We start from the raw sequence: 23,336 nt of genomic DNA, 5'->3' as shown, positions 1-23,336 counted from the left end.
TCACACTCCCACAACGAGCCGGATTCCCGCGGCGATCTGCGCCATCAGATATGGCGCGAGGTGACCGGCCGGGTAGGCGTCGACGAGCTCTCGTGTGATCGGCCCGATCTGACCGACGTTAGCCACCGCATCGCGATCGAGGCCCGATGCGGCGGCCGGCACCAGCACGTTGCCGGGGAAACCCTCGAGAGCGGTGTTCGACGTCAGCGGCACGACGAGAACCGTATTGATGGTCGTGTCTAACAGCCAGTCCTCCTGCACCACGACGGCAGGTCGCACCTTCGCCGGCTCGGATCCTCGAGGCACCCCGAAATCGACCCAGACGATGTCGCCACGGCGGATCACCAGTCGGAGTTCTCGCTCAGACGCCGCTCGTTCTCTCGGACGAACAGTTCTTCGTCAGACGCCTCGCCCACACGAGCCAGTACCTCGTTGGCGATCCGAGTGAGATCGGATGACCCTTCGAGCTCGTCTGCCAGCCGACGTCCCGCGATCTGGAAGAACTCGGATCGATTCATGCCGTGTCGCGCAGCCACCCGTTCGAAACGAGCGAAGTCGCCATCGGGTACTGAGATCGCCGTCTTCATGGGAAGAGTATAACTGGTCATACCGCGAGAGTAGTCAGAGCCTCCGACATTCGCAGGCGCTCCTCAAGGCCCCCGCCTACACCCCACCGCGCGACACCAGGGCGTGCGGCATCCGCTCGGTCATCACGCGCACCGCCGCGGGGTTGTCGTCGACGAGCACCGCATCGCGGCCGAGCGCAGACGCGACGGCGCCGGTCGTGCCGCTGCCGGCGAAGAGGTCGAGCACCCGGTCACCCGGGCGGCTGGACGCCCGCACGATGCGGCGCAGGATGCCCTCGGGCTTCTGCGTCGGGTATCCGGTCTTCTCGCGTCCGGTCGTCGGCACGATCGTGTGCCACCAGACGTCGGTGGGCAGCTTGCCGCGGGCGGCCTTCTCCGCGGTGACGAGACCCGGCGCCATGTACGGCTCGCGGTCGACGTCGTCGCTGTTGAACACATACTCGCGTGGGTTCTTCACGTACACGAGGATCGTGTCGTGCTTGGTGGGCCAGCGGCGGCGTGACTTGGCGCCGTAGTCGTATGCCCAGATGAGCTCGTTGAGGAAGCAGTCTCGGCCGAACACCGCGTCGAGCATGACCTTGGCGTAGTGCGCCTCGCGATAGTCGAGGTGCAGATAGAGCGTGCCGTCGTCGGAGAGCAGCCTCCACGCCTCTTCGAGCCGCGGCATGAGAAACGCGCCGTAGTCGTCGAAGCGGTCGTCGTAGGTGCGAAGCATCCCCCGCACACGTTCGTACTGGTGGCCGTGGAACCCGTGACGCACCTCGCCCTGGGGTGTCGGCGCAGCTGCCGGTTCCGTATTCAGCACGTCCGACGCAGCCGTCGCGCCAGCCCCGCGGGATTCCGCGAGCGTCACCCCGGCCGCATCAGGTTCATGCTGAGTCGTGAACGTGCGCCGCGCGGTGACCACCTGCCGTTCCTGCGTGCGGCCGGTGTTGAACGGCGGATCCAGGTACACGAGCGTGAACGATGCCGACGGCAGGGTCGCCGCGACCGCGAGGTTGTCACCGTGGATGATCGAGACGGCCCCGGGAACGAGCGCCCCCGGGTCGTCGATCACGGAACCCGGTGCAGCCATGCGTCGGTGGCGAACTTCGACTCCACCAGTGCTTCGGCGTCGGCGTACTCGTCGGCGCTGATCGTGCCGTCTTCCGCCGAGGTCAGCGAACGGAACGTGTCCTTGAAGCGCTCGATGATCTCGGCCCGCGCGAGACCGGTCTGGCTGCGCAGCGGATCGACGCGCTTCGCCGCCGACGTCGTGCCCTTGTCGCTGAGCTTCTCGCGGCCGATGCGCAGCACCTCGGTCATCATCTGACCGTCGATGTCGTACGAGAGCGTCGCGTGGTGCAGGACTCCCCCGTTGGCGAGCCGCTTCTGCGCGGCACCGCCGATCTTGCCCGACGAGCTGGCGATGTCGTTGAGCGGCTGATAGATCGCGTCGATGCCGAGCGAGCGCAGCGCCTGCAGCACCCAGTCGTCGAGAAACGCGTACGAGTCGGCGAAGGTCATGCCCTGCACGAGGGATGCCGGCACGTACAGCGAATACGTGATGATCTGCCCCGCAGCCATGAGCATCGCCCCGCCGCCCGAGATGCGACGCACGACGTCGAAACCGTGGCGCTCGGCCCCTTCGGGGTCGACCTCATTGCGGTACGACTGGAACGAGCCGATGACGACGGCCGACTGATCCCACTCCCAGATGCGCAGGGTGGGGCGACGGCGCCCCTCTCCTACCCGAGAGGTGAGCACCTCGTCGAGCGCGAGGTTCATGCGAGGGGAGACTGCCTTCTCGTGCACGATCTCCCAGTCGAAGTCATTCCAGCCGGGGGCGGTCACGAGCGCGCGACGCACCGCGGTGCCGACGGCTTCTGGCGTGAAGCCGAGCAGCTGCGCCCCCTCGGGCAGGGCACCGCGCACGGCGGCGGCGATGGCCGTGGCATCCGTCTCGACCGGCAGGCCGGTGACGGCCGCATCGATGTCGTCGAGTGCGGTGTCTGGTTCGAGGAAGAAGTCACCGGCGAGCCGGAAACGGGCGATCCTGCCGTCTTCGACATCGAGGTCGACGACGACGAGCTTTCCTCCTGGGACCTTGTATTCACCGTGCACGGTTACAGCTTAAGGCGCGCGGTGCCCCGCAGCGCCGACGATGCTCGGTCAACCGCCGAGCACGACGGCGCGTTCGCCGGCGCGGATCGGCAACGAGAACCGATTGCCCGTCGGCGGCTGCGGGCAGAGGAACTGATCTGAGAACGCACACGGCGGAAGGTACGCACGATTGAAATCGATGATCGCCGATCCGTCTGCTGCCGGCTCGTCGATCGGCAGGAACCGGAAGCGATAGGTCTCGATGCCGTTGGTGCCGTCGGCGAACACCGCCGTCAGGCCACCCTGAGGGGTGCGCGTCGCGTGCAGAGTGAGCGGGATGCCGTCGAGTTCGAAGCGCAGACGCCCGGCGAGCTCGGACTCGGCGACCTGGCCGTCGATCGCGGTGATCGCGATGGTCTCGCCCGGCGTCGGCTCGAACTCCGCAGCGATCCGCCACCCCGCGCGCGGCGGATACGCGTCGATCGCGCTGAAGTGTTCGCGTTCGCGCCGCCGCGGGTTGAACACTCGCAGCGCCACCGTGCCCCGTCGGTCGAACACGCGCAGCTCACGCCGCCCCAACCGCAGGGTCTCGCCACCGCGCAGAGTGACCACCGACCCTGTCGCGCCGAGGTCACTGCCTCGGATGCCTCCGTCGCCTGTCAGCGCCCAGAGCCCCGGAACCCCCTCCACGGCCGCGGGTTCGGTGATGAGCCAGTTCGTCGACTCGAGCGCGGCAGGACCGTACTCCGCTCCCGCATATCGCTCTCGCGACTCGTGCCATGCACGCCACTCGTCTTCGAATCCCACCTCGCACCTCCCTCTCGCCGCGAATCTATGCGGACGGAAGGGCGATATGCCGAGATGGCGTCACGTGGATTCACCAGCTGTAACGCGCGTTCATCGGGCGTAACACTCGGACGCGCGAGAACGCCCCCGGTCGTCGAGCGAGGGCGGCGACGCCGCCCGAGACGACACGCAGTGAGCCGATCCCGCGCACTCGCCACGTTTCGTCTCGCTGCTTCGCTGTCTCGCTCAACGACCGGAGAGAAGCCCGCTCCGCCGGGCGACTCAGCGTGCAGGGATGCGTGCGTCGAGCCACGACAGGATGTCGGCCCGCACCTCGTCCTGCTGCAGCTCGTTGAAGATCTCGTGACGCGCATCCGGGTAGACCAGCGTCGTGATGTCGGTGAGACCCGAACGGGTGCGGTACTCGTCGGCGAGCCGGTGCACGCTGCGCGGTCCACCGACCGAGTCGTCGCGACCCACGAGCAGCAGCATCGGGATGTCGCGGCCGAGGTTCTTGCGCGGACGCCCGTAGAGCTTTGCGACCTCGATCGGGCCGAACAGCTTGAGCAGCGGCACATCGGTGGTGAGCGGGTCCTCGCCGAACTCCGTCCACACCGCCGGGTCGCGGCTGAGCCATTCCAGCCCGGTCGCGTCTGCCCCTGCCCAGCGCGCGTTCAGCGGTGCGGCGTTGAGCGAGCCCGGCATCCGCAGCGCGGAGCCGGAGAGGATCACGGCATCCCACGCCTCGGGATGGTCGTTCACGAGCATCTGCGCGAGGAACGACCCCCACGAGTGACCGAGCAGCACGAGCGGCAGATCGGGATGCTCGTCTCGGATGATGCCGGTGAGCTGCCAGACGGCATCCTTGGCGGCGATCAGGCCGCCCTTGCCGAGTCGGCCGAGCTTCGCCGGTCCGCCGTGCTGTCGGATGCCGGTGCGGCCGTGACCGCGATGATCGTCGGCGTACACGATGAAGCCTGCACCGGTCAGCGCAGCGATCAGCGTGCGGTACCTGCCCGCGTGCTCGCCCACCCCGTGCAGCAGCTGCACGACACCTCGCGCATCACCCACCGCCGGGTGCACGTCGTAGACGATGGCGATGCCGTGCGCATCCGTGAACTCGCGAGTATCCGTCACGCCCCCACCTTACTGACGGGGGTCGCGGAGCGTCAGCGCACCAGGGCGTCGACCACGGCCTGCGCGATCTCGAGGTCGGTGACCTCGTAGCCGCCGACCCCGTCTGCCGCCGATCCCATGCGCACGCCGTCGCGCGCCTGGCCCTCGGTCTCGCGCACAGCGCGCTTGGCCGAGAAGTGCAGGGCGTCGACCCCGGCGTCGACGAGCGCGCGGGCGCTGGCGGCATCCACTCCGCTTCCCGCCATGATCTCGATCTCGCCGGAGGCCTCGGCCACCAGGGCGCGGAGAGTGTCGATGCCGTCGATCGCCGTGGAGGCACCACCCGAGGTGAGCACGCGGCGCAGCCCGAGCGAGCGAGCGGTGGCGAGGGTCGCGAGCGGGTCGACGGTCACATCGATCGCGCGGTGCAGCGTCACCGATGCTCCGCCCGCGGCGTCGCGCAGTCGGCGCATGGCGGGGATGTCGAGCAGGCCGTCGGCGCCCAGCGCGCCGATCACGACGCCGTCCGCACCGGCGTCGATCGCCCGACGGACGTCGTTCTCGGCGACCGCGATCTCGTCGGCGGAGTACACGAAACCACCCGGTCGAGGCCGCACGAGCACGTGCACTTCGACGCCCACGGCTCGAGCCGCGTCGATGGAGAGGTCGAGCGTCGCCGGCGACGGCGTGAGTCCGCCGAGGGCGAGGGCTTGGGCGAGTTCGACGCGCGCCGCCCCGACGGCTCCGGCGATGCGGACTCCGGTGGGGTCCTGCACGGCGATCTCGAGGGCGACGGGTCGGGTCATCCGTCCATTCTGGCCTGTCTAGCGTCGTTGATCGGACGCGCCCTTCCCCTCGTGCGGGAAATTACTTAGACTGGCTAAGTAATGTCTGCCTCTGATGAATCTCTCCAGCTCACCGCGACAGACCTGCGCATGGCCGCCTTCCGGCTCGCACGACGCCTTCGCTGCGTGCGCGCCGTCGACGCGATGAGTGATGCCCAGCTCGCCGTGCTCGCCACCCTGCGCATGCACGGCCGTCGCACGATCACCGCCCTCGCCGAGCGCGAGCGCGTCACCGCGCCCTCGATGACCAACATGATCAACGGCCTCGAAGAGCAGGGCCTCGTCGTGCGCACCCCCGACGCCGAAGACCGCCGACGAGTGCAGGTCGACATCACGGAGGCCGGCACGGCGATCGTCGCCGAGACCATCCAGCGCCGCGACGAAGCGCTCGCCGAGATGCTCGGCGAGCTCGACTTCACCGAGGAGGAGCTCGCGACCCTGCGTGAAGCGAGTGCCCTGATGCGCAAGGTGGTCGACCGATGAGCGCCATGTTCCGATCGTTCTCGAACATCAACTACCGCATCTGGTTCGCCGGTGCCCTCGTCTCGAACATCGGCGGGTGGATGCAGGCCACCGCGCAGGACTGGGTGGTGCTCACCGAGCTGACCGACAACGATGCGGCAGCCATGGGCGTGACGATGGCGCTGCAGTTCGGGCCGCCGCTCGTGCTCGTGAGCCTGACCGGCTGGGTGGCCGATCGCTTCGAGCGGCGCAAGATCCTGCTCGCCACCCAGACCTCCCTGCTGCTGCTCGCGATCGCCGTGGGCGTGCTGCTGCTGAACGACGTCATGACGCTCCCGATGATGTTCTGCTTCGCCGCGGGCTTCGGCGTCGTGAACGCCTTCGACGCACCGGCCAGGCAGGCCTTCGTCTCCGACATGGTCTCGTCGGGCGACACCTCGAACGCAGTGGCGCTGAACTCGGCATCCTTCAACCTGGCCCGCATGATCGGTCCGGCCGTCGGCGGCCTGCTGATCGTCGCGATCGGCTCAGGGTGGGTCTTCATCGCGAACGCCGCGACCTTCCTGGCGATGCTGATCGCCCTGCTGATGCTGCACACCGGCCAGCTCGCGCCACGACCGAAGAACCGTCGACCCGGAGGCCTCGCCGAGGGATTCCGGTACGTCTGGGGTCGCAGCGATCTGCGCGTCGTGTTCGTGACCGTCTTCCTCATCGGCGCATTCGGCATGAACTTCCCGATCTTCGCCTCGACCATGGCACTCGAGTTCGGCGCGGGAGCAGACGGCTACGGCATCCTCAGCTCGGTGCTCGCGATCGGCTCGCTCGCCGGCGCTCTGCTCGCCGCCCGCCGCGACCGCGCGCGGGTGAGAGTCGTGATCCTCGCGGCCGGGGGCTTCGGCGTCGCCGCATTCGTGTCGGCGGCCATGCCGACGTACGTCTCCTATGCCGTCACTCTCACGTTCACCGGATTCATGATCGTGACCCTGCTGACCACCGCGAACGGCTATGTGCAGATGACCACTGCACCGGCCCTGCGCGGCCGCGTGCTCGCGCTCTACATGGCGGTCATCATGGGGTCGACTCCGGTGGGCGCCCCCATCGCCGGGTGGGTGGCCGACACATTCGGGCCCCGCAGCGCGATCATGCTCGGCGGCACGGCGGGATTCGTCGCCTGCGCGATCGGTGCGACCTGGGTGTTCACCTCCGGGCGCCTGCACCGCGCCGAGAACAGTCGGTTCCTGATGACGCTCGACGAGACCAGGCCGCTCGACGTCGTCGAGAGGGCGGATGCCGAGGCGGCACGCGCCGCAGAGCCCGTCGAGTTCACCGAGAAGTCGGCCACGACCCCGATCCGCACAACCAAGAGCGACTGAGCGACAGCATCCGATACGGGCCGGGTGCCGTTTGTCAACTCCCTGTGAGGAAGACGCGCGCGGGCGTAGCGTCCAGCCCATGGACGACAACACAGGACGCACCCCGCACGCCGAGGAGCCTGTAGAGGGCTCCCCCGAAAGCAACCCCCAGCACAACACCGCTCCCGACGGCCACGACGGTTCGGGCGCGGAGACCGACGAACTCGAGGGCAACGCGCAGGGCGCGACCCAGGGCGGTGCGCTGCAGGGCGACAGCTCGCACGGAGACTCGCCTCGAGGCGCGTTGCAGGGCGACGCCCGCGAGGGCGACCCCCAGGGAGCGACCCAGGGCGGTGCACTGCAGGGCGACAGCTCGCACGGAGCCTCCCCGCACGGAGCGATCCAGGGCGACGCCAGCCCCGACCGCGACGCGGCACTCGGCGGCGATGAGCACACCGAGGAGCAGTTGAGCGCTGACAACGAGGTCGAGCAGGACACCCTGCGCACCCTCAACCCGGACGACGCTCCGGCCTGAGACGCGCCGAGAGCGCCGACACCCCGGGGGGCCGGGTGGCACGCTCGGTCGTGACGATCGGAGGATCGGAGGACGACCCGCAGACAGGTCAGTGCGACCGTCTGCGGGTCGTCTTTTGTCCGCGCTCAGCAGCAGGATGCGGCTGGCCGCGGCTGCCGTCAGCGAGGCTGACGTCAGGCGCCGAGCACCAGCTTCAGCTGCTCGACCGCCCAGTCGAGCTCCGTGGCGCGGATGACGATGGGCGGAGCGATGCGGATGGTCTGACCGTGCGTGTCCTTCACCAGAACTCCGCGGTCGAGCAGCCTTTCGGCGATCTCGCGGCCCGTGCCCTTGGCGGGATCGATGTCGACACCCGCCCAGAGACCGGCGATGCGCACCTCGGTGACGCCGTGGCCGATGAGCGGCGCGAGCGCTGCGGCGAGGTGCTCGCCGAGCGCACGGGCGCGCTCCTGGAACTCCCCCGACTCGAGCATCTCGACGACCCGGAGCCCGACGGCTGCGGCCAGCGGATTCCCGCCGAAGGTCGAGCCGTGCTCGCCCGGACGGATGACCCCGAGCACATCGGTGTCGCCCACCACGGCCGAGACCGGCAGGATTCCCCCACCGAGCGCCTTGCCCAGCAGATACAGGTCGGGCACGACGCCCTCGCGGTCGCACGCGAAGGTCTCACCGACGCGTCCGAGGCCCGACTGGATCTCGTCGGCGATGAACAGCACGTTCTTCTCGTCGCAGATCTCGCGGATGCGGCGCAGGTAGCCCTCCGGCGGGATCACGACGCCGCCCTCGCCCTGGATGGGCTCGATCAGCACGGCGGCCGTGTCGTCGGTGATGGCTGCCGCGATGGCATCCGCATCGCCGTAGGGAACCACATCGAAGCCGGGCGTGTAGGGGCCGAAGTCCGTCCGCGCCTCGGGGTCGTCGCTGAAGCTCACGATCGTGGTGGTGCGGCCGTGGAAGTTGCCGGCCGCGACGATGATGCGCGCCTCGCCCTCGGCGATGCCCTTGACCCGGTATCCCCACGCACGGGCGACCTTGATGCCGGTCTCGACGGCCTCGGCGCCCGTGTTCATCGGCAGCACCATGTCTTTGCCCGCGAGAGCGGCGAGGGCCGCGGCGAAGGGCTCGAGTCGATCGCTCATGAAGGCACGGCTCGTGAGCGCGACACGACCGAGCTGCTCGGTCAGCGCCGCGACGATCGCCGGATGCCGGTGGCCGAAGTTCACGGCCGAATAGGCGGCGAGCAGGTCGAGGTAGCGCTTGCCCTCGACATCCGTCACCCACGCGCCCTCGCCGCGCGCGATCGTGACGGGCAGCGGGTGGTAGTTGTGAGCGACGTGCGGCTCGGCCGCGACCTCGGCGTCGGTGTCGACGGCGTCGGTGCCGACGTCGACAGCGTCGGTGCCGTCGTCGATGGGTCCCTGAGCCTGTCGAAGGGTCATGCCCGACCCCGCAGTTCGAGGGTGCAGCACTTGATGCCGCCGCCGCCGAGCAGCAGCTCGGACAGGTCGATCATGATCGGGTTGTAGCCGCGCTCGCGCAGCTGCTTCTCGAAGCCCTTCGCCCGCGGCGAGATGACCACGTTGTAGCCGTCGCTCGCCGAGTTGAGGCCGAAGACCGAGCCGTCCTCATCGGAGACGAGGATCGCCTCGGGGAAGCGCTCCTCGAGGATCGCGCGGCTGGCGTCGTCGAAGGCACCCGGCAGGTAAGCGATGTTGGCGCGCTCCGGGCCGCCGTTCTCGACACCCTGCACGGGGTCGAGCACCGCGATCGCGGTGTCGAGGTGGTAGAAACGCGGGTCGACGAGGTTGAGCGAGACGACCTCGCGACCGAAGACCTCTCCCACCTCGCGGTGGCTGTCACCGGTGGAGCGGAAGCCCGTGCCCGCGAGGATCACGTCGCCGACGAGCAGGAAGTCGCCCTCGCCCTCGTTGACCTCTTCGGGGATGACCGTGTCGTAGCCGGCTGCGCGGAACCAGTCGGCGAACGCGGGCGCCTCGCCCTGACGCTCGACGAAGCGGAACTTCGGCACGTACGCGCGGCCGTCGATCAGGAACCCGCCGTTCGCGGTGTAGACCATGTCGGGGAAGCCCGCGAGTGGCTCGATCAGCTCGACCTCGTGGCCGAGCTCGAGGTACAGGTCGTGCAGCTTCTGCCACTGCGCGACCGCCTTGGCGGTGTCGGTCGGCTTCGTCGGCTCCATCCACGGATTGATCGAGTAGTTCACCGTGAAGTGCGACGGCGTGCACATCAGGTAGTGACGGTGGTGTGCGGTGCGGACCGGGGCGGTGGTCTCGGACGCCGGCGCAGTGGTTTCGACGGTCATGGGGCTCCTCGAACGGATGCGGCGGACGCTGTCCAGGGGCCCGGCGGTCCTTCGACCCGGTTCGCTCGTCGAGAGCGGAGGCCGGAGAAGATGCGACTCGAGCACGCCGGCATCCATTCTGTCATCCGTCCCCTGAGCACCGCATCCCTCCCCTTTCGTCGAATCGCTCACTTTGCGTTTTCAGGGCGGCAGATTCCGCCAAGTGCGCTATTCGACGGCGCCCCTGACGACGATCTTGCCGACGGTGTGTCCGGCCTCGAGGCGGATGAGGGCGGCGGATGCCTCATCGAAGCCGTACTCCCGTTCGATGACGGGCGTGATGCGACCCTCTGCGGTGAGATCGAGAAGCTTCGCGATGACCTCGGGGCGCGGGGTGGCCGCGAGAGGGCGGACGCGCCGCTTCGACCCGAGGGACCGGTAGACCGCCTCGATCATCCGCGGCACCGGACCGAGCACGTGCCCGCCGTTGCCCGCGACCAGCACGACCGTGCCACCGGGAACGATCAGACGCTGCAGTTCGCGAAGGTCCATGCCGCCGGCGATGTCGATCACCGTATCGAAATGCGCAGCGGGCAGCTCCGACAGCGGCGAGCGCCGGTGATCGAACGTGCGCGCGGCGCCGAGGTGCTCGACGAGTCGCGCGTTGCGCTCACCGCAGGCAGCCCACACCTCCGCACCACGCAGCGCAGCGAGTTGCACGGCGAACGTGCCGACCCCGCCGGATGCTCCGATCACGAGCACACGCTGGCCTGTCGCGGTCCGTCCGGCCGCACCGCCCCGCGCGGAGCCTGCATCGAGACGCACGCCTGCCCCGAGGCCCACGCCTGCCAGGTCGAGCGCCTGCCAGGCCGTGCCGCCGGCGATCGGCAGGCAGGCAGCGGCCACCGCGCTCACCCCTGGCCGGATCGGCACGAGTCGCGACGCAGGCACCGAGACGTATTCGGCGAGACCTCCGCCGCCGACGAGCTCGCCGACGACAGCCTCGCCGATCTCGACCCCGATCACGGCAGACCCCGCGCCGACGACGCTCCCCGCGACATCCATCCCGCGCACCGGATGCTTCGGCTTGGTGATCCCGAACACCGGCCGCACGAGCAACGGGTCTCCGAGCATCAGACGCACGTCTCCGGCATTCAGCGACGTGGCGTCGACCCGCAGCACCACCTCGTCACGACGCGGCACGGGAACGGGGATCTGCTCGAGGCGGAATCCGTCGGCGGAGCCGTAGGTCTCCCGCACCCAGGCGGACATCTTCTCGGTCATGTCAGGCATCCTTCGTCGACGGCTCGGGGTACTGGAAGAGATCGTCGAGTCCCACCCCGAACGCGCGGGCGATCTGGAACGCGAGTTCGAGCGACGGCGAGTACTTCTCCTGCTCGATCGCGATGAGCGTCTGCCGGGTCACGCCGATGCTGCGTGCGAGCTCGGCCTGGGTGAGACCCGCTCCCTCACGATGCGCGCGGATACGGTTGGAGACGAGTGTCGGCTTGACCATCAGACGAGCCCCCGGCGGTAGGCGACGACTCTCGCGACGCTGCCTACCATGGCCGAGACGGCGAAGCCCGCGAACATGGTGTTGGCGATCCAGAAGACGTCGGCGTCGACGGCGCACAGGGCGATCACCCCGAGACCCGCGATCACGACGAATGCCTGCTCGACGCGGCTGCCCATGCGGCTGATGTCGCGGTCGCGCACGTCGGACTTGCCCACGCCGTCGGGGTCCCTCGCACCGGCGATGATCCCCCACAGGATGCTCAGCACGATCGTGGCCACGATGCCGATGCCGATCGTCCACAGCATCGGCGGCAGCCAGTCGATCTCGGTCACCGCTGCGCGGGCGGTCTGCTGCAGCATGACGACGACGTAGCCGCCGATCACGAGCACACCGACGATGAGGCCCGTCCAGGCGTTGCGCTCTTCGTAGACCATGATGCCTCCCATGTAAAAGATTCTTGACATGAGAGTATGCCGCGGCATCCGCTGTGTCAAGAATTCTTTACATACGCGGGGTCGGTGGCGCGCTCCTGCCGTCAGGCGGGGCCGCTAGCGCATCCGCCGCCGCAGGCGGGGTCACTATCGCACCCGAAACGCCCGATTCCGAAGCAGAACTGACCCCGCCTGACGCAGCGATGCGAAATCGACCCCGGATGCCGGGACGGCACGCGCGCCCACGCCCACGCGCACGCCCACCCCAGACCACCCGGGAGCCGGGCGCCTCGACCCGGCCACCTCAGATGACCGCGGCGCTCCAGTCGTCTGGGTTGCCGTAGCGGTGGGCGGTGATCGTGATGGACTGTTCGCGCAGGAACGGCAGCAGCTCGAGGCGTCCGGCAGAGGTGACCTCGCCGTCGTGGATCGCGAGATCGGGGTCGCCCTCGACAGCCGCGGCGAGCGCGCGGTGCAGGGCAGTCACCGACGGCCGGGTGCCGACGAGCCGCACCCGGTCGGAAACCGGCTCGTCGCGGAGAGCATCGAGCGCCCCTCCGGACTCGTTGCGCCGGCGCATCCGCTCGATCCACTCCTCGTCGCTCTCCATGAAGACCGTGGCCCCCAGGTCTCCGAGCGCGCGTCTCACCTCGGGCGGCAGGCCGACCGGGGTCGACAGCACGAACATCGCTCCGGCGCGCACGGCAGCGACGACGACGCGCAGCAGCTCCTGCCATCCGGCATCCGCCGTGGCCCTGATCTCGACCGGCACGGGTCGATAGCGCAGGAGATTGCGCTCGACGCCCAGGTGCGACACGTCGCGTACCTGCCCGAACTCTCGATCCCAGGCGAGCGCATCCGACAGCGCCGACCGACGCAGCCATTCGAACGCCTCATAGCCGAGCGAGGGCTGCGCCGATTCGATGAGCTCGGTGATGCGCGAGTCGAGCCCCCGCAGGTGCAGGGTGCTCGAGGCAGGTCCTGTCGCTTTTGATCGCCAGGTGCCGAGCCCTGCGAGATAGTTCGGACCGCCGGCTTTCGTGCCGGGTCCGACCGACGAGCGCTTCCACCCGCCGAACGGCTGGCGCTGCACGATGGCGCCGGTGATGCCGCGGTTGACATAGAGGTTGCCTGCCTGCACCGTGTCGAGCCACAGCGCCAGGTCGGCGGGGTCCTGCGTGTGCAGACCGGCGGTGAGCCCGTAGGCCGTGGCGTTCTGCAGTTCGATCGCGCGCTCCAGCGTCGGCGCGTGCATCACGCCGAGCACGGGGCCGAAGAACTCCTCGGTGTGGAAGCGGGATCCCGGCTGCACACCGACGCGGATGCCGGGGCGCCAGAGCCTTCCGCTCGGATCGTCGGTCGCGACGGCGGGTTCGATGAGCCAGCGCTCCTCGCCCTCGAGCTCGGTGAGCGCCCAGGCGAGCTTGCCCTGCGGCCGCTCGATCACCGGGCCGACCTCGGCGAGCGGATCGGTGGGCGGGCCGACATGCAGCGAGCGCGTGGCATCTGCGAGCTGTCGGGCGAACCGCTTGGACCGGCCCACGGGCCCCACGAGGATCGCGAGCGACGCGGCCGAGCACTTCTGCCCCGCGTGCCCGAACGCGCTGCGCACGAGGTCGGCGGCGGCGAGATCGAGGTCGGCGGAGGGCGTGATGATGATCGCGTTCTTCCCGCTCGTCTCAGCGAGCAGCGGGAGTTCCGGTCGCCAGGAGCGGAACAGCGCCGCCGTCTCCCACGACCCGGTGAGGATGACGCGGTCGACGGAGTCGTGCGAGATCAGCGCGCGCCCGAGGTCGCCCTCCTCGATGTCGACGAGCGCGAGCACATCGCGCGGGATGCCGGCCTGCCAGAGAGTCTCGGCGATCACCGCGGCACAGCGTCGCGCCTGCGGTGCGGGCTTGAAGATCACGCCCGACCCGGCGGCCAGTGCGGCGAGCACTCCCCCGGCGGGGATCGCGAGCGGGAAGTTCCACGGCGGGGTCACCACGGTGACGCGCGCGGGCTCGAAGACCGCGCCGGCGACGGCATCCAGCTCCCTCGCCTTGGCGGCGTAGTAGCGGGCGAAGTCGACGGCCTCGCTGACCTCGACATCGGCTTCGGCGAAGACCTTGCCGGTCTCGGATGCCGCGACCTCGATGAGTTCGCCGCGGCGCGCCTCGAGCGCGGCGGCGGCGCGCAGCAGCACTTCGGCGCGCTCGGTCGCGGGCCGTGCACCCCAGTGCGCTCCGGCATCGCGCACCCCGACGAGCACGGTCTCGAGATCTGCGGGGTCGTCGACCCGTGCCGCCGCGATCGTCGCCTCGCCGAGGTCGGATCCGGCGACGCGGTCGAGGATCTCGTGCGCCCAGTCACGGTTGGCCGGGAGCGAAGGATCGGTGTCGGGCGTGTTGGTGAAGCCGGGCGCCCCACCCCCGTCTCCGCGGGCACCGCCGGAGTCGGCATCCAGCTCACGGGGAGCGTAGACGGCTGTCTCGAGGAACGGCTCTCCCGAATCCTCGGAGCCTCGGGAGATCCCGAGCACTGCCTGGGTGAGTCCTTCTTCGGGCGCGGGCGCCACGGGCACCGCACGCAGGGATTCGTGCACGGGTGCCTGACGGTTCTGCGTGCGCAGCGCACCCACCGGCAGAGTCGGTGCGGTCGAGAGACGCAGCGCATCGAGGAATCGATCGCGCTCGCGTGCGAAGAGCTCCTCGTCCTGATCGAGTCGGAACGCCGCGGAGAGGAAGTTCTCGGACGAGGCGTTCTCCTCGAGACGACGCACCAGATAGCTGATGGCGACGTCGAACTCCGCAGGGCTCACCACCGGCACGTAGAGCAGCACCTCGCCGACTTCGCGCGACACCGCCTGCACCTGCCCCTGCGCCATGCCGAGCAGCATCTCGAACTCCACGGGCGGTTGCCCCGACGCGGCATCCGTCGTCACACCGCGCTCCTGCGCGAGCAGCCAGGCATAGGCGATGCCGAACAGGTTGTGCCCCGCGATGCCGAGTCGCACCACGGCGATGTTCTCGGGGCGCAGCGCCCAATCGAGGCAGCGCAGATAGTTGGCGTCGGTGTCGACCTTGCTGTCGTAGGTCGCCTGGGCCCATCCGTGCATCCAGGCCTCGACGCGTTCCATCGCAAGGTTCGCGCCCTTGACCAGGCGCACCTTGATCGGAGCACCACCCCGCTCGACGCGCTCGCGCGCCCAGGCGGTGAGCTGCTGCAGCGCCGGCAGCGCATCGGGAAGGTACGCCTGCAGCACGATTCCCGCCTCGAGTCCCTGCAGACGCGGATCCTCGAGCAGGCGCGTGAACACTGCGATCGTCAGGTCGAGATCGCGGTACTCCTCCATGTCGAGGTTGATGAAGGTGCGGGATCCTGCGCCTGCGCCCTGGGTCCCTGAGCCTGTCGAAGGGCCGGCCGCCGTGAGGTACAGAGGCAGCAGCCGCTCCACGACCTCGTCGACGATCCGGCCGAACGCCCACATCGAGATATGGCTGATGATCGCCGAGACCTTGACCGAGACGTAGTCGACATCGGGACGGCGGATCAGATCGTGGATGCCGTCGAGCCGCCGCCGCGCCTCACTCTCGCCGAGCACCGCCTCGCCGAGCAGGTTGAGGTTGAGGCGGGAGCCCGACTCGCGGATCTTCGCGATCGCCGGGCCGAGCTTCGCCGGACGCGCGTCGACCACGAGGTGCCCGACCATCTCGCGCAGCACTCGGCGCGCGATCGGCACGACCGGTGCCGGCAGCATCGGGGCCACACCTCCGCCGATCCGCACGGCGGAGCGCAGGTACCACGGCAGGAACTCCGGCACGAGCGGCGCGATGCGATGCAGGCTGGATGCCGCGGCGCCGAGGCTCTCGGGGCGCATGACGCCGTCGACGAAACCGAGGGTGAAGGGCAGCCCGTTCGTGTCCTGCAGCACACCGGCGAGGCGCTCGGCGGCAGGGTCGACGTCGGCGGATGCCGCCTCGATGACCCAGCGTCGGGCCAATTCAACCGCTCGATCCGCGAGTGGGGCGGATTCGGCATCCGCGGAGAGCGACATGTCTGCCATGGCCTCAGCCTAGAACCGAGATACAGGCATGACGTTGAGCGACGGGCGGGGAAGCGCATCCATTCCCGTCGCAGTTCCTGCCGGGCTGAGTGCGCGAGTCCTAGCGGGCGGCGATCATCTCGGCGTAGCCCGCACGGAAGGTCGGGTAGTCGAGCTCTCCCAGGAGCTCGAGCAGCAGGCTCCCGTCGAGCACGGTGCCACCGACGATGGGTGTGCCGCCGCCCGGCGCAGGATCCACCGCAGGCGGCATCGCCACCCCGAGCTCGGCTGCGATGAACGCGGCGACGTCACCGAGCGGCGCGGGCTCCGTGTCGACGCCGTGCACGAGAGCCGGTGGTGTGGTCGCCCGCAGCAGCACCTCGAGGATGCGCACGACGTCGGTCTCGTGGATGCGGTTCGTGCGGCGCGTCACATCGATCGCGTCGCCCGCAAGCACCCGACGGATCAGCGAGTCGCGCCCCGGCCCGTAGATACCCGCCGGTCGCACGACGATGGCGCCCCACAGCTCGCGAGCCAGACGTTCTCCGTCGACGAGCGCCGCCCCACCCGGGCTCGTCGTCGCGGGAGCATCCTGCTCCGTCAACGGATCCGGTCCGGGACGCCCCTCGAACACCCGGGTCGACGAGACGAACACGACCCTCGACGGCACCGACGGCAGCGCATCGGCGAGCGCCGGAAGCGCGAGCGGATAGATCGAGCCCCGCTCGGACTCGGCGCGGCTCGGCGGCAGCGTGATCACCACGGAGTCGAACTCGGGGAGCGCCTGGTCGAGCGGCTTCTCGAGGTCGGCGGCGATCGTGCGGAATCCGGCGGGGAGCCCGGCCGCGTTGCGACGGATCGCCGTCACCTCTCCGCCGCTCGCGAGAATCCTCTCGCCCAGTCGCACGCCGATCTTGCCGCATCCGACCAGCAGCGTGCGCGCGGGTTCACGCGCGGCGAGACCCCACTGCGCCGCCTTATCGGGCGTCGCCATGCTCAGCTCCACACGCTCGGCGCGGCGGCCCGGGTGGGAGGCAGGGCGGATGCCGCGGCCCAGTCATGCACCCAGGCGTCGATCTCGGGCACGCCCTCGGGCTTGCCGACCGCGGCGAAGAGTTCTTCATTGCTGACCGTGCCGCCGGACCGGCGCAGCATCCGTGACCTCACGATCGCCCGGGCGTAGACCTCACCGCGCACGACCGCGCGGTGCTCGAGGAACACGGCCTTGTCGTCATGTCCGATGAAGCGCGACTGCACCTCGAAGCGCTGCCACAGCTGCAGGGATTTGCGGAACGTGATCGTCTCGCTCGACACCACCGCGTACCAGCCCCGCTCATTCATCGCGTCGAAGAGCCCGGTGCGGATCAACAGGTCCCAGCGGCCGAGGTCGAACAGCGAGAGGTATCGGCCGTTGTTCATGTGGCGCAGGATGTCGATGTCGGTCGGCAGCGTCGTCAGCGTCACCGAGCTCACGGATGCGGGATCGAGGGTCTTGCCCCGCCGCACACGACGACGGGCGGAGAGGACCACGAGGAGGGTGCGCCAGATCACGTTCACGAGACTCGATAGTAGCCATCGATGCACGGATCACGAATGTCGTTGTGCATAACCTCCAGCGGCCCCCGGGGCGTCGGTGACGGCATCCACTCGATTTCGTGATCCGATATGCCGCGCGTAGAGTCGCGGCATGAGCGCCGAAGCCCAGCCTGAAGTCATCGTCCGTCCGGTTCGTGATGTGGATGCGGAAGCGCTGGGTCGCGTGCATGCGCAGTGCTGGCATGAGACCTACGACCACCTGATCAGCAAGGCCGCGCTCGAGAAGGTGTCGCCTCGGCGCATGGCCGAGCTGTGGACGCACTGGGCCGCTCAGGGCCCCGATTTCACGATGAAGGCGGCTCTCGTCGACGGCGACATCGTCGGGTTCGTGGGCTCCGGCCCCGCTCGCGACAAGGATGCCCCGTCGATGCGCGAGCTCTACTTCATCTATCTGCTCGACGCGTTCCACGGCACCGGCATCGGCCAGAAGCTCTTCGACGCCGCGGTCGAGAGCGACGAGCCGCTCTACCTCTGGGTCGCCGAGGACAACCCCCGCGCCCACCGCTTCTACACGCGCAACGGTTTCAGCCTCGACGGAGCCAGCCACACCGAGCCGTTCCTCGGCGAGACGCTGACCGAGGTCCGCTTCGTCCGCTGAACCCGCGGCTCGTGAACCTCGCGTTCACGATTCAGCATGAACGGCCCCCTGCCACCGGCAGGGGGCCGTTTCGCTCGATCTGGGAGAGATCTGTGCTGAATCGTGAACGGATCAGCGACCGGAGACGGAGCCGAAGAGCTTCGCGATCGGCGCGATCACCAGAGGACGCGCAGCCGTCCAGCCGGCCGCGATGACGGCGAGCGAAGCCACGAAGACCCAGAATCCGGTCCAGGTGACGGCATCCTGCGCGGCGTACATGTGGTTGAGGTTGCGAAGGAACCCGGTCAGCATCACGAGTGCGACGTGCACGACGATGAACGCCACGAAGTACAGCATCACCGGGAAGTGCACGGCCCGCGCCCATTCGATGGGGTACGCCTTCGACAGTCGCTCGGCCTTCTTGGGCCACATTCCTGACATGCGGAATCCCGTCACGGCGGCCAGCGGAGCGGCGAGGAAGACCGTCGTGAAGTAGGCGATCTGCTGCAGGCTGTTGTAGTTGTTCCAGCCGTTCTCATGCGGCCAGTCGAACGAGAGATACTGCAATCCCGCCGACAGTGCGTTCGGGAAGACCTCCCAGCTGGTGGGCACGATGCGCGCCCAGTGACCGGTCGTGATCAGCAGCACGACGAAGATCACACCGTTCACGAGCCACAGGATGTCGAGCGCCTGGTGGAACCAGATCGTCAGGCTGACCTTGCCCTTGGGGTTGTTGCGGGGCGTCCAGAACGCAGTCGGACGCTTCTCGCTGCGGATCCGAAGTCCCGAGCGGATGATCAGCACCATCAGGAACACGTTGAAGAAGTGCGCCCAGTTGACCCAGGGCGCGAAGCCGGGCTCGACCGCCACCGCGGGCTCGTACTCGCCGGGGAACGCGACGAGGAAGTCCTGCATGAACGGCAGACTCAACAGCGTGCGCACGAACGCCACGGCGGAACCTGCCAGGATGCCCAGGGCCGCGGCTCCGAGCAGACCGGCGATCGCCTGAGTCCAGGTGGGACGACGAGCGGATGCCGCTTCGGGCGCCGGGATGCGCCGCGGAGCAGTACCGTTCCAGACCGTGCGGGGGGCCGCAGCCACCGCTGCGACGTCGTGGCGCGTGTCGTCTCGCTGCTCCGCTGCTCGCTCAACGACCGGGGACGAGGCGACTTCCCGGTCGTTGAGCGAGGACGACGAAGTCGACCGAGACGAAACGCGCTCCTCGACGCTCGCGACCGTTCCCGCCGGAGGCCACGGCTCGCCACCGGCGACGCGCGGCAGACCGCGGCGGACGGTCGCTGCCTCCGTATCGTGGCGCGTGTCGTCTCGCTGCTCCGCTGCTCGCTCAACGACCGGGGACGAGGCGACATCCCGCTCAACGACCGGGGACGACGCCGCCTCCCGGTCGTTGAGCGAGGACGACGTAGTCGACCGAGACGAAACGCGCTCCTCGACGCGCGACGCCGCCACCGCGACCGCCGGAGGCCACGGCTCGCCACCGGCGACGCGCGGGAGACCGCGGCGGATGGTCGCCGCATCCGCATCGTGGCGCGTTTCGTCTCGCTGCTCCGCTGCTCGCTCAACGACCGGGGACGAAGCGACTTCCCGCTCAACGACCGAAGACGACGCCGCCTCCCGGTCAACGACCGGGGACGAGGCGACATCCCGGTCGTTGAGCGAGGACGACGAAGTCGACCGAGACGAAACGCGCTCCTCGACGCTCGACGCCGCCACCGCGACCGCCGGAGGCCACGGCTCGCCGCCGGGCACGCGGGGCAGCCCGCGCCTGAGCATCCGGGTCGCCATGCCTACTTCTTCCGCGCCTCGAGCGCCGCGATCACCTGCGGCACCACCGTGAACAGGTCGCCGACGATGCCGAAGTCTGCGACGTCGAAGATCGGAGCCTCCCCGTCTTTGTTGATCGCGACGATGTTCTTCGCCGTCTGCATCCCGGCGCGATGCTGGATCGCCCCCGAGATGCCGAGTGCGACGTACAGCTGCGGCGACACCGAGACTCCGGTCTGGCCGACCTGATGCGACTGCGGGATGTATCCGGCATCCACGGCGGCCCGCGAGGCGCCGACCGCGGCACCCAGGGCGTCGGCCAGCTCTTCGACGAGCACGAACTTCTCCTTCGAGGCGAGCCCCCGACCACCCGAGACGACCTTGGTCGCGCCGCGCAGCTCAGGCCGCGACGACGTGGCCTCGACGGCTTCGACCTCGCCGACAGTCGCCGCGGCGGCACCGGATGCCGTGACCGCGAGGGCCTCGATCTGAGGCGAGGCGACGGCCTCGGCACGGGCATCGACAGCCCCCTGCCTCACGGTGATGACCGCAGCGCCGTAGGTCGGAGCCGAGTCGACGAGGTAGGCCCCGCCGTAGACGGAGTGGTGCGCGACGATGCCCTCGTCGTCGCGCGAGACACCGACCGCGTCGACCGACAGCGCGAGCTTCGCCCGCACCGCGAAGCGCCCTGCGACATCGCGGCCGGCGATCGAGTTCGAGATCAGCACGGCATCCGGCCGCACCTGCTCGGCCGCAGCTTGCAGAGCATCGACGACGGGCACCGTGAGCAGCGTGCCGTCGGCGTCGGCGGTGAGCACGACGGATGCTCCGGCCACCGCCACCTGAGCCGCCGCATCCGCAGATCCACCGACGATGAGGGCGACGGGCGCCCCCACGGTCGAGGCTGCACCGATCAGGGCCGCGGTGCTGCTCGCCGGCTCACCCGAAGGGTCGAGGTCGACGAGCACGAGGATCGGGTTCTCGGGGTAGGTCATGTCACACCAGCCTGTTCTGCACGAGGTACTCCACCAGCTTCTCGGCGGCATCGCCCTCATCGACGATCTTCACGCCCGCCGCACGCGGCGGCTTCTCGGCGACCGCGGTCATGATCGTGCGGGGAGCCGCCCCAGGGTCGGCCGAGACGCCGAGGTCGTCGAGCGTCAGCACCTCGAGGGGCTTCTTCTTCGCCGCCATGATGCCCTTGAAGTTCGGGAAGCGCGCGTCGGGAAGAGCCTCGGTGATCGAGATGACGGCGGGGAGGGACGACGAGATCGACTGCGCCCCGGCATCCGCACCTCGTGTTGCCGAGATGCCGTCGGTCGTGATCTCGACACTCGTGAGCGCGGTCGCGTGCGGCCAGCCGAGGTGCTCGGCGATCATGGCGGCCATCACGCCCCCCGAGCCGTCGGTCGACAGGTTGCCGGTGATCACCAGGTCGGGCTCGGCGCGACGGATCGCCGCAGCCAGGGTCTCTGCGGTGAGCCCGAGGTCGGCGCCGGCGAGCTGCTCGTCGGCGATGTGCACGGCAGAGCCCGCACCGATCGCGAGCGCCCTGCGCACCGACGCCGTCGAGCCCTCCGGTGCCATCGAGACCGCGACGACCTCGGTGCCCTCGTTCTTGTCAGCGTGGCTCAGCGCGACCTCGAGAGCACGCTCGGTGATCTCATCGAGCACCACATCTCCGGCGCCGCGATCGGCGAGCCCCGTCTCGAGATTCAGCTTGCGATCGCCATAGGTGTCGGGCACCTCTTTGACCAGGACGAAGATCTTCATCGATTGCTCCTCACGACTGTCATGATTCTAGTCCCCTGACACTGGGTCTCACCGGATGAGCGACTGAGAACCACCCGCGCCCGGCGGGCACGATGCCCTACCGTAGAAAGGTGGTCCGACCCCGCCCCCTCCCCGTGGATCCGCTCGCCGAGGCGAAGCGGCAATGGCTCGCGCACGGCTGGTCGGATGCCGCCGACGGCATGGCCGTCGTCACCTCCGTGATGCGCGCGCAGCAGCTGCTGCTGGCTCGGGTGGATGCAGCGCTCAAGCCCTTCGCACTGAGCTTCGCGCGCTACGAGATGCTGCGTCTGCTCGCCTTCAGCCGCGCGGGCCGGCTGCCGCTGTCCAGCGTCGTCGCCCGCCTGCAGGTGCATGCGACGACGGTCACCAGCACGGCCGAGCGGCTCGTGCGCGACGGACTGATCGTGCGCGAACCGCATCCGCACGACGGACGCGCGGCACTTCTCGCCCTCACGGATGCCGGCCGCGACCTCGTCGACCGCGCGACGGTCGCCCTCAACGCCGACGTGTTCGCCTCGCCTGGCCTCAGCGGCCCCGATGCCGCGGAACTCGTCGCGATCGTCGCGCGCATGCGCAAGGCCGCGGGGGACTTCGCCGACCCCAGGCCGCAGCCGGACCCGCTCTGACATGGCCGAGTTCGTGCTCGAGCGGGTGATCGCCGCGCCGAGAGAGACGGTGTTCGCACTCGCGCTCGATACCGGACTGCACCTGCGTTCGATGGCACGATACGGCGAGACGATGGTCGAAGCACCGGCGGGCGGCGTGTTCACAGAAGGCTCGACCGTCACCTGGAGGGCGCGGCATTTCGGCATCCCGTTCCGGCTGCGGACGATCGTGTACGACGTCGATCCACCTCGCGGGTTTCGCGACCGGCAGCTCTCGGGTCCTTTCGGGGCGTTCCTGCACGAGCACGTCTTCGAGGAGCATCCGCAGGGCACGCTGGCGCGCGACACGATCGTGTTCCGTTCGCCGTTCGGGCCGATCGGTCGCATCGTCGACCGCCTGTTCATGGGCGAGTACATGCGGAGACTGATCGAGGAACGCAACGACCATCTGGCCTCCGAGGCCGAGGAGCGCGGGCGTACACTGCCCGCATGAGCGAACTGCGCCTGCACACCACCCTCGAAGGGCGCGGCCCGGCCGCCGCGATCATCCTCACCGACGAGCAGGTCGCCTCGTTCGGCGCCGGCAAAACCTTCCCGGTCGCGGTGACGATCGACGGACGCAGCGCCCGGCTGCGCCTCGCCCGCATGGGTGGGCAGAACATGATCGGCTTCAGCAAGGCCGTCCGCGCCGATCTCGGGGTCGATATCGACCAGGAGGTCGACGCCGTCATCCGTCTGGATTCCGCCGAACGCGAGGTCGAGATCCCACCCGCTCTCGCAGAAGCCCTCGACGCCGATCCCGCGCTGCGCACAGCGTTCGACGCTCTGTCGTACTCGGCGCGCAAGGAGCACGCCCGCTCGGTCGCCGAGGCGAAGCAGGATGCCACGCGCGACCGCCGCGTCGAGAAGATCGTCGAGGCGCTGCGCAGCTGAACCGTCCG

At 69.3% G+C, this 23,336-nt stretch carries 25 protein-coding genes; 7 read left to right on the top strand and 18 right to left on the bottom strand.

Annotated features, from left to right (window positions below; all coding sequences use genetic code 11):
- From ACZZZN_RS18005 to ACZZZN_RS17975, 7 genes are all read right to left on the bottom strand, one after another.
- Window positions 1-345 (bottom strand): type II toxin-antitoxin system PemK/MazF family toxin, encoded by a 345-nt coding sequence (locus ACZZZN_RS18005; RefSeq protein ID WP_463506503.1) that lies wholly within the window; start codon window positions 343-345, stop codon window positions 1-3.
- Complete coding sequence (locus tag ACZZZN_RS18000) at window positions 342-587, bottom strand: CopG family transcriptional regulator (RefSeq protein ID WP_463506502.1); 246 nt, start codon at window positions 585-587, stop codon at window positions 342-344. The genes ACZZZN_RS18005 and ACZZZN_RS18000 overlap by 4 nt, the downstream gene beginning before the upstream one ends.
- Window positions 588-663: 76 nt before the next feature.
- Complete coding sequence (locus tag ACZZZN_RS17995; RefSeq protein WP_463506501.1) at window positions 664-1,662, bottom strand: DNA-methyltransferase; 999 nt, start codon at window positions 1,660-1,662, stop codon at window positions 664-666.
- A complete protein-coding gene (locus ACZZZN_RS17990; RefSeq protein WP_463506500.1) occupies window positions 1,641-2,690 on the bottom strand; it encodes a lipoyl protein ligase domain-containing protein in 1,050 nt (349 codons plus the stop codon). Before ACZZZN_RS17990 ends, ACZZZN_RS17995 begins: the two co-directional genes overlap by 22 nt.
- A gap of 48 nt (window positions 2,691-2,738) precedes the next feature.
- On the bottom strand, window positions 2,739-3,476 hold the full coding sequence (locus tag ACZZZN_RS17985; protein WP_463506499.1) for a DUF1684 domain-containing protein: 738 nt from the start codon (window positions 3,474-3,476) through the stop codon (window positions 2,739-2,741).
- Window positions 3,477-3,737: 261 nt separating this feature from the next.
- Window positions 3,738-4,592 (bottom strand): alpha/beta fold hydrolase, encoded by an 855-nt coding sequence (locus ACZZZN_RS17980; protein ID WP_463506498.1) that lies wholly within the window; start codon window positions 4,590-4,592, stop codon window positions 3,738-3,740.
- A gap of 32 nt (window positions 4,593-4,624) precedes the next feature.
- The gene (locus ACZZZN_RS17975; protein ID WP_463506497.1) at window positions 4,625-5,377 is read right to left on the bottom strand and encodes a copper homeostasis protein CutC; all 753 of its coding nucleotides are present in this window, start codon (window positions 5,375-5,377) and stop codon (window positions 4,625-4,627) included.
- An 81-nt stretch (window positions 5,378-5,458) separates the two neighbouring features.
- Between ACZZZN_RS17975 and ACZZZN_RS17970 the strand changes: the two genes are divergently transcribed.
- From ACZZZN_RS17970 to ACZZZN_RS17960, 3 genes are all read left to right on the top strand, one after another.
- The gene (locus ACZZZN_RS17970; RefSeq protein WP_463506496.1) at window positions 5,459-5,899 is read left to right on the top strand and encodes a MarR family winged helix-turn-helix transcriptional regulator; all 441 of its coding nucleotides are present in this window, start codon (window positions 5,459-5,461) and stop codon (window positions 5,897-5,899) included.
- 5 nt (window positions 5,900-5,904) lie between these two features.
- The gene (locus ACZZZN_RS17965) at window positions 5,905-7,251 is read left to right on the top strand and encodes an MFS transporter (RefSeq protein WP_463506617.1); all 1,347 of its coding nucleotides are present in this window, start codon (window positions 5,905-5,907) and stop codon (window positions 7,249-7,251) included.
- Window positions 7,252-7,330: 79 nt separating this feature from the next.
- On the top strand, window positions 7,331-7,765 hold the full coding sequence (locus ACZZZN_RS17960) for a hypothetical protein (protein ID WP_463506495.1): 435 nt from the start codon (window positions 7,331-7,333) through the stop codon (window positions 7,763-7,765).
- Window positions 7,766-7,938: 173 nt separating this feature from the next.
- On the opposite strand, the gene rocD is transcribed toward ACZZZN_RS17960, so the two are convergent.
- The 8 genes from rocD to ACZZZN_RS17920 form a co-directional block, all read right to left on the bottom strand.
- Window positions 7,939-9,204, bottom strand: a complete 1,266-nt coding sequence (gene rocD, locus ACZZZN_RS17955; protein WP_463506494.1) for an ornithine--oxo-acid transaminase — start codon at window positions 9,202-9,204, stop codon at window positions 7,939-7,941.
- On the bottom strand, window positions 9,201-10,088 hold the full coding sequence (ddaH, locus tag ACZZZN_RS17950) for a dimethylargininase (protein WP_463506493.1): 888 nt from the start codon (window positions 10,086-10,088) through the stop codon (window positions 9,201-9,203). Before ddaH ends, rocD begins: the two co-directional genes overlap by 4 nt.
- A gap of 207 nt (window positions 10,089-10,295) precedes the next feature.
- Window positions 10,296-11,351, bottom strand: coding sequence for an NAD(P)-dependent alcohol dehydrogenase (locus ACZZZN_RS17945; RefSeq protein ID WP_463506492.1), 1,056 nt, complete (start codon window positions 11,349-11,351; stop codon window positions 10,296-10,298).
- Between the two features lies 1 nt (window position 11,352).
- Window positions 11,353-11,583: a helix-turn-helix transcriptional regulator gene (locus ACZZZN_RS17940; protein ID WP_463506491.1), complete on the bottom strand. Its 231-nt coding sequence runs from the start codon at window positions 11,581-11,583 to the stop codon at window positions 11,353-11,355.
- Window positions 11,583-12,029, bottom strand: a complete 447-nt coding sequence (locus tag ACZZZN_RS17935; protein WP_463506490.1) for a hypothetical protein — start codon at window positions 12,027-12,029, stop codon at window positions 11,583-11,585. The genes ACZZZN_RS17940 and ACZZZN_RS17935 overlap by 1 nt, the downstream gene beginning before the upstream one ends.
- A 289-nt stretch (window positions 12,030-12,318) precedes the next feature.
- Entirely contained in the window at window positions 12,319-16,059 is a 3,741-nt protein-coding gene (locus ACZZZN_RS17930) for a proline dehydrogenase family protein (RefSeq protein ID WP_463506489.1), read from the bottom strand.
- Window positions 16,060-16,159: 100 nt separating this feature from the next.
- The gene (locus tag ACZZZN_RS17925) at window positions 16,160-17,032 is read right to left on the bottom strand and encodes a Rossmann-fold NAD(P)-binding domain-containing protein (RefSeq protein WP_463506488.1); all 873 of its coding nucleotides are present in this window, start codon (window positions 17,030-17,032) and stop codon (window positions 16,160-16,162) included.
- Window positions 17,033-17,034: 2 nt separating this feature from the next.
- Window positions 17,035-17,595 (bottom strand): acyl-CoA thioesterase, encoded by a 561-nt coding sequence (locus tag ACZZZN_RS17920; RefSeq protein WP_463506487.1) that lies wholly within the window; start codon window positions 17,593-17,595, stop codon window positions 17,035-17,037.
- 130 nt (window positions 17,596-17,725) lie between these two features.
- Between ACZZZN_RS17920 and ACZZZN_RS17915 the strand changes: the two genes are divergently transcribed.
- The gene (locus ACZZZN_RS17915; RefSeq protein WP_463506486.1) at window positions 17,726-18,232 is read left to right on the top strand and encodes an N-acetyltransferase family protein; all 507 of its coding nucleotides are present in this window, start codon (window positions 17,726-17,728) and stop codon (window positions 18,230-18,232) included.
- A gap of 111 nt (window positions 18,233-18,343) precedes the next feature.
- On the opposite strand, the gene ACZZZN_RS17910 is transcribed toward ACZZZN_RS17915, so the two are convergent.
- Genes ACZZZN_RS17910 through ACZZZN_RS17900 form a run of 3 tightly spaced genes read right to left on the bottom strand, consistent with a single transcriptional unit; the run spans window position 18,344 to window position 21,769 of the window.
- On the bottom strand, window positions 18,344-20,017 hold the full coding sequence (locus tag ACZZZN_RS17910) for a cytochrome b/b6 domain-containing protein (protein ID WP_463506485.1): 1,674 nt from the start codon (window positions 20,015-20,017) through the stop codon (window positions 18,344-18,346).
- A gap of 2 nt (window positions 20,018-20,019) precedes the next feature.
- A complete protein-coding gene (locus ACZZZN_RS17905) occupies window positions 20,020-20,991 on the bottom strand; it encodes an electron transfer flavoprotein subunit alpha/FixB family protein (protein ID WP_463506484.1) in 972 nt (323 codons plus the stop codon).
- A gap of 1 nt (window position 20,992) precedes the next feature.
- Window positions 20,993-21,769, bottom strand: a complete 777-nt coding sequence (locus ACZZZN_RS17900; RefSeq protein WP_463506483.1) for an electron transfer flavoprotein subunit beta/FixA family protein — start codon at window positions 21,767-21,769, stop codon at window positions 20,993-20,995.
- A 110-nt stretch (window positions 21,770-21,879) separates the two neighbouring features.
- On the opposite strand from ACZZZN_RS17900, the gene ACZZZN_RS17895 reads away from it, so the two are divergent.
- The 3 genes from ACZZZN_RS17895 to ACZZZN_RS17885 are packed head-to-tail and all read left to right on the top strand — an operon-like array spanning window position 21,880 to window position 23,328.
- Window positions 21,880-22,416, top strand: a complete 537-nt coding sequence (locus ACZZZN_RS17895) for a MarR family winged helix-turn-helix transcriptional regulator (protein ID WP_463506482.1) — start codon at window positions 21,880-21,882, stop codon at window positions 22,414-22,416.
- A 1-nt stretch (window position 22,417) separates the two neighbouring features.
- On the top strand, window positions 22,418-22,888 hold the full coding sequence (locus tag ACZZZN_RS17890; protein WP_463506481.1) for an SRPBCC family protein: 471 nt from the start codon (window positions 22,418-22,420) through the stop codon (window positions 22,886-22,888).
- On the top strand, window positions 22,885-23,328 hold the full coding sequence (locus ACZZZN_RS17885; RefSeq protein WP_463506480.1) for a YdeI/OmpD-associated family protein: 444 nt from the start codon (window positions 22,885-22,887) through the stop codon (window positions 23,326-23,328). The genes ACZZZN_RS17890 and ACZZZN_RS17885 overlap by 4 nt, the downstream gene beginning before the upstream one ends.
- The last annotated feature ends 8 nt before the right edge of the window (window positions 23,329-23,336 follow it).

Source organism: Microbacterium sp. AC145, from assembly GCF_979258505.1.
This window is presented reverse-complemented; position numbering and strand designations above follow the sequence as displayed.

Excerpts from the sequence above, each read along its gene's own strand:
- ddaH (WP_463506493.1), bottom strand. The coding sequence starts at position 10,088 with ATGACCGTCGAAACCACTGCGCCGGCGTCCGAGACCACCGCCCCGGTC.
- ACZZZN_RS17890 (WP_463506481.1), top strand. The coding sequence starts at position 22,418 with ATGGCCGAGTTCGTGCTCGAGCGGGTGATCGCCGCGCCGAGAGAGACG.
- ACZZZN_RS17915 (WP_463506486.1), top strand. The coding sequence starts at position 17,726 with ATGAGCGCCGAAGCCCAGCCTGAAGTCATCGTCCGTCCGGTTCGTGAT.
- ACZZZN_RS17910 (WP_463506485.1), bottom strand. The coding sequence starts at position 20,017 with ATGGCGACCCGGATGCTCAGGCGCGGGCTGCCCCGCGTGCCCGGCGGC.
- ACZZZN_RS17970 (WP_463506496.1), top strand. The coding sequence starts at position 5,459 with ATGTCTGCCTCTGATGAATCTCTCCAGCTCACCGCGACAGACCTGCGC.
- rocD (WP_463506494.1), bottom strand. The coding sequence starts at position 9,204 with ATGACCCTTCGACAGGCTCAGGGACCCATCGACGACGGCACCGACGCT.
- ACZZZN_RS17965 (WP_463506617.1), top strand. The coding sequence starts at position 5,905 with ATGTTCCGATCGTTCTCGAACATCAACTACCGCATCTGGTTCGCCGGT.
- ACZZZN_RS17960 (WP_463506495.1), top strand. The coding sequence starts at position 7,331 with ATGGACGACAACACAGGACGCACCCCGCACGCCGAGGAGCCTGTAGAG.
- ACZZZN_RS17935 (WP_463506490.1), bottom strand. The coding sequence starts at position 12,029 with ATGGGAGGCATCATGGTCTACGAAGAGCGCAACGCCTGGACGGGCCTC.
- ACZZZN_RS17975 (WP_463506497.1), bottom strand. The coding sequence starts at position 5,377 with ATGACCCGACCCGTCGCCCTCGAGATCGCCGTGCAGGACCCCACCGGA.
- ACZZZN_RS17905 (WP_463506484.1), bottom strand. The coding sequence starts at position 20,991 with ATGACCTACCCCGAGAACCCGATCCTCGTGCTCGTCGACCTCGACCCT.
- ACZZZN_RS17940 (WP_463506491.1), bottom strand. The coding sequence starts at position 11,583 with ATGGTCAAGCCGACACTCGTCTCCAACCGTATCCGCGCGCATCGTGAG.
- ACZZZN_RS17900 (WP_463506483.1), bottom strand. The coding sequence starts at position 21,769 with ATGAAGATCTTCGTCCTGGTCAAAGAGGTGCCCGACACCTATGGCGAT.
- ACZZZN_RS17925 (WP_463506488.1), bottom strand. The coding sequence starts at position 17,032 with ATGGCGACGCCCGATAAGGCGGCGCAGTGGGGTCTCGCCGCGCGTGAA.
- ACZZZN_RS17930 (WP_463506489.1), bottom strand. The coding sequence starts at position 16,059 with ATGGCAGACATGTCGCTCTCCGCGGATGCCGAATCCGCCCCACTCGCG.
- ACZZZN_RS17945 (WP_463506492.1), bottom strand. The coding sequence starts at position 11,351 with ATGACCGAGAAGATGTCCGCCTGGGTGCGGGAGACCTACGGCTCCGCC.
- ACZZZN_RS18000 (WP_463506502.1), bottom strand. The coding sequence starts at position 587 with ATGAAGACGGCGATCTCAGTACCCGATGGCGACTTCGCTCGTTTCGAA.
- ACZZZN_RS17885 (WP_463506480.1), top strand. The coding sequence starts at position 22,885 with ATGAGCGAACTGCGCCTGCACACCACCCTCGAAGGGCGCGGCCCGGCC.
- ACZZZN_RS17995 (WP_463506501.1), bottom strand. The coding sequence starts at position 1,662 with ATGGCTGCACCGGGTTCCGTGATCGACGACCCGGGGGCGCTCGTTCCC.